Annotated in this window: 4 protein-coding genes and 1 pseudogene; 2 read left to right on the top strand and 3 right to left on the bottom strand. The window is 71.0% G+C overall.

Annotated elements, in window-relative coordinates; all coding sequences use genetic code 11:
• Positions 1-168: 168 nt before the first annotated feature.
• Together ACFWY6_RS44735 and ACFWY6_RS44740 are read right to left on the bottom strand one after the other, a co-directional pair.
• Positions 169-783 (bottom strand): PadR family transcriptional regulator, encoded by a 615-nt coding sequence (locus tag ACFWY6_RS44735; protein WP_384703484.1) that lies wholly within the window; start codon positions 781-783, stop codon positions 169-171.
• A gap of 228 nt (positions 784-1,011) precedes the next feature.
• Positions 1,012-1,377, bottom strand: a complete 366-nt coding sequence (locus tag ACFWY6_RS44740) for a hypothetical protein (RefSeq protein WP_266869160.1) — start codon at positions 1,375-1,377, stop codon at positions 1,012-1,014.
• Between the two features lie 172 nt (positions 1,378-1,549).
• Between ACFWY6_RS44740 and ACFWY6_RS44745 the strand changes: the two genes are divergently transcribed.
• The gene (locus tag ACFWY6_RS44745) at positions 1,550-2,371 is read left to right on the top strand and encodes a PhzF family phenazine biosynthesis protein (protein ID WP_384703487.1); all 822 of its coding nucleotides are present in this window, start codon (positions 1,550-1,552) and stop codon (positions 2,369-2,371) included.
• A gap of 51 nt (positions 2,372-2,422) precedes the next feature.
• Here ACFWY6_RS44745 and ACFWY6_RS44750 read toward each other — a convergent pair whose 3' ends face one another.
• On the bottom strand, positions 2,423-3,223 hold the full coding sequence (locus ACFWY6_RS44750) for a CPBP family intramembrane glutamic endopeptidase (RefSeq protein WP_384703491.1): 801 nt from the start codon (positions 3,221-3,223) through the stop codon (positions 2,423-2,425).
• A gap of 166 nt (positions 3,224-3,389) precedes the next feature.
• Between ACFWY6_RS44750 and ACFWY6_RS44755 the strand changes: the two are divergent.
• Positions 3,390-3,651, top strand: a pseudogene (locus tag ACFWY6_RS44755) (hypothetical protein); the annotation flags it as partial.

A 3,651-nucleotide genomic window follows, 5' to 3' on the forward strand; every position in this document is an offset into this window, starting at 1 on the left:
ACTGCTTTGGTGGGGGCCCGGTTCTTTTTTTTACACCCCCCGGCCGGGAGGCGGGGCCCAACCGGGGCGGCGGGGTCCCCACCCCCCCCCCGGCCACACCCCCCCCGGCGCCCCCAAAAGACGGGGGGGGGCGCCTCGTCTCTACCGGGGTCATCGACCCCCACCGCCTCAGTCCTCATCGGCGAGGATCAGATACAGCTTCTTACGGGCGTCGTTGATGACCGTGACCGCCTTCTCGCGCTGCTCCTTGCTGCCGGCCTTCCAGACCTGGCCGAACGCCTCCATCAGACCGAAGCCGGCCTGCCGGATCTCGTTCAGCGTCTCCCAGTCGACCCCACGCCCGGCCTCTTCCCAGGGCGCGTCGGGACCCTCGTCGGCCGCCTCGCGTCCGGCGTCGGTGAGCGAGAAGAGCTTCTTGCCGCCCTCGCTCGCGCTGCTGATCAGGCCCTCGTCCTCCAGGAGCTGGAGGGTGGGGTAGACCGAACCGGGGCTGGGCTTCCACGCCCCGCCGCTGCGCTCGGCGATCTCCTGGATCATTTCGTAGCCGTGCATCGGCCGGTCCTTCAGGAGGGCCAGGATCGACGCACGCACATCGCCGCGCCGCGCCCTGCCCCGGGGACCGCCCCTGCCGCCGCGCCCGCCGCCCCAAGGTCCACCGGGACCGCCGAAGCCGGGGCCGAAGGGACCGAACGCCGCGCGCCGCCCCTCGAAACCGCCCCGGCCCTCATGACCGGGGCCGCAGTGGCCACGCCCGTGCTCGTGTTCATGTCCGTGGTTACGCATCGCCATCACTCCTTTGATGTCATCGATCAATCGCCTTGTCGTTGATCAGTCGCGATGCGTCAACGATATATCGGAACTGTTCGCCTAGCAAGCCCCTTCCGCTGTCGACGGCGTACTGATGCCGGCCGGCCACGCGGGAGAGGACCCCGTCACCGCAAGGCTGGTGGAGCAGCCCGACCCCGGGGCCAAGAGGACGATCGTCACCTTCCTGGCCCGGAAACCCGAAGGTCAGCCCATCTGCGCCTTGACGTAGTCGATCACTTCGTGGAACTCCTTCGTGGGCGAGAAGTCGACGTACTCACAGTCCTCCAGCGCCTCCGGAGCATGGCCCGCCGCCCAGTAGAAGGCCTGGCCCGCCTCGTAGATCTCCTCGCCGGACGCCGTCCGCATCTTCAGGCGCCCCTTGAACAGGTACCCCCAGTGCGGACACTGGCACAGGCCGTCCGGCATCCCGGTGAGCACCGGCGCCATGTTCGTGCCCTGCGGAAGCCGGGCGAACGCGACGGTCATGTCACCCCCGACGTCCCGCATCCGCAGCTCCACACCGCCGCCTTCGATCGCGACAGGAGTGTCGTCCCGCGTCGTCGCCGTCATGGTTCCTCCTCTGCGGGCCCGCTCCCGGGCCCAAGGAATCCCCCTCCCTTCCAGCCTCTGCCCGCCGGGCACGGGACGCGAGGCGTGGCGTGATCGGCGAGGGGGCCAATCGGGCCACGCACCCGCAATTGGCCTTGGCCCGCCCCCACATTGGCCCGCTAGCGTCGTCGATATGCCGACCTCACACCGCATTCGCGTCGTCGACGCCTTCACCGACCGCCCCTTCGCCGGCAACCCGGCAGGCGTCCTGCTCCTCGACGCCTTCCCGGACGACGCCTGGCTCCAGCACGTGGCCGCAGAGATCAACCACGCCGAGACGGCCTTCGCCCACCGCCTTCCCCCGCACGGCGAAGCCGACTGGGCCCTGCGGTGGTTCACACCCACCACCGAGGTCGACCTCTGCGGCCACGCCACCCTCGCCACCGCCCATGTCCTGCACACCACGGCGGCCGCCACCGGTCCCGTGCGCCTCGCCACCCGCAGCGGAGTCCTCATCACCACCGCGCACGACGACGGCACCATCACCATGGACTTCCCGACCGCCCCGCTCACGCCGGCCGAGATCCCCGAGGGCGTCGCCGAAGCCCTGGGCGCCCAGCCCCTCGCCGCGTACGACACCGGAGCACACCTCGGTGACCTGCTCGTCGAGCTCGCCGACGAGAAGACGGTGCGCGCACTGACCCCCGACCACAAGGCCCTCGTCCAGCACTCCGAGCGCGGCATCATCGCGACCGCACGCGCCGAAGACCCCGCCCGCGGCTACGACTTCGTCTCCCGCTGCTTCTTCCCGCGCGTCGGCATCGACGAGGACCCGGTGACGGGCAGCGCCCACACGGCCCTGGCCCCCTTCTGGGCCCAGCGCATCGGCCGCACGGAACTGACCGGCCTGCAGGCCTCGGCCCGCACCGGCCTCGTCCGCACCGAACTGCGCGGCGAGCGCACCCTGCTGACGGGCAGCGCGGTCACGGTCATCGAGGGCGAACTGCACGCCTGACGGGACGGCGGGGACGTACGGAGCCGTGTCGTACGTCCCCACCCGGCCGCACTACGGCGTCGGCAGCCACCCCACCTTGCCGGCGAGCAGGGCGTACCCGACGAACGCCCCGATATCCAGCAGCGCATGGGCCACCACCAGCGGGCCGACCCGCCCCCACCTGCGGTAGAGCAGCACGAAGACCACACCCATCGCCATGTTGCCGATGAACCCGCCGATGCCCTGGTAGAGGTGGTAGGAGCCGCGCAGCACCGAGCTGCCGACCAGCGCGGCCATCGGCGTCCACCCCAACTGCCCGCACCTGCGCAGCAGATAGCCGACGACGATCACTTCCTCAAGGACCGCGTTCTGCACCGCGGAGAGCACAAGGACCGGGTACTTCCACCACACTTCGGGCAGATCCTCCGGCACCACGGTGAGGTTGAACCCCAGGCCCCGAGCCGCCAGATAGAAGGCGATCCCGGTGCTGCCGATCACCGCCGCGATCGCCGCCCCGCGCCCCAGATCGGGCCACGGGCGGCTCCGGTCGAAACCGATCGTCCGCAGCCCCGCGCCCTCCCGCAGCAGAAAGTGCGCCACCAGCGCCACGGGCACCAACGCGGTCGTGATTCCGAACAATTGCCACGCGAGATCAAGCCAGGGACGCCCCGGCGCGGCCGACGCGTTCATCGTCGCGGCCTGGTCCTTCAGACCGCCCGGTTTGGTGACCGATCCGACAAAGCTGATCAGCGCGGACACACCGCTCGCGCCGAGCGAGAGCGCCAGGACGAGCAGCGTCTCGTCCCGGAAGATCCGCCGCGATGGCTCTTCCGGTCGAAAGGAACCAGCCAACGACCCGGGCTCCGCTTGCACTCCGCCTCCAGTTGAGTAATCCCGCCTCATCCTCACCCGCGCCCCGCTAGGGTCTCGAAAGAAGTTACGAAGATCGTGCGCGACAGGCCGAGGGGGACGGACGCCGATTGCGGTCATGCCACCTCCTCTTTCCTTGCTTCATCACTCAAGGAGGGGCACCACCGCCATGGGACGTCACAGCTTGCCCGATGAGCCCCGAACGGTCGCACCCGACCCACGACCGCGCAGCCGCGGCCGCACCGTGGCCATCGCGACGGCGCTCGTCCTTGCGGTCGCCGCGGGCACCGCGCTCGCCGTCCGCAGCGACCTGCTCTCCTTCGGCGGATCGTGGGGGGGGCCCGCGGGGCGGCGGGCAGGGGGCGGCGCCCCCCGCCGCCCCCCCCCCCCCCGCCGCGGCGCCCCCGCACCCCCCCCGAGCCCCGGCAGGT

Source organism: Streptomyces sp. NPDC059037 (assembly GCF_042740015.1).
GTDB lineage: Bacteria > Actinomycetota > Actinomycetes > Streptomycetales > Streptomycetaceae > Streptomyces.

What these genes read in the sequence shown, in the direction of transcription:
- ACFWY6_RS44735 (WP_384703484.1), bottom strand. Translation starts at nt 783, where the DNA reads ATGCGTAACCACGGACATGAACACGAGCACGGGCGTGGCCACTGCGGC.
- ACFWY6_RS44740 (WP_266869160.1), bottom strand. Translation starts at nt 1,377, where the DNA reads ATGACGGCGACGACGCGGGACGACACTCCTGTCGCGATCGAAGGCGGC.
- ACFWY6_RS44745 (WP_384703487.1), top strand. Translation starts at nt 1,550, where the DNA reads ATGCCGACCTCACACCGCATTCGCGTCGTCGACGCCTTCACCGACCGC.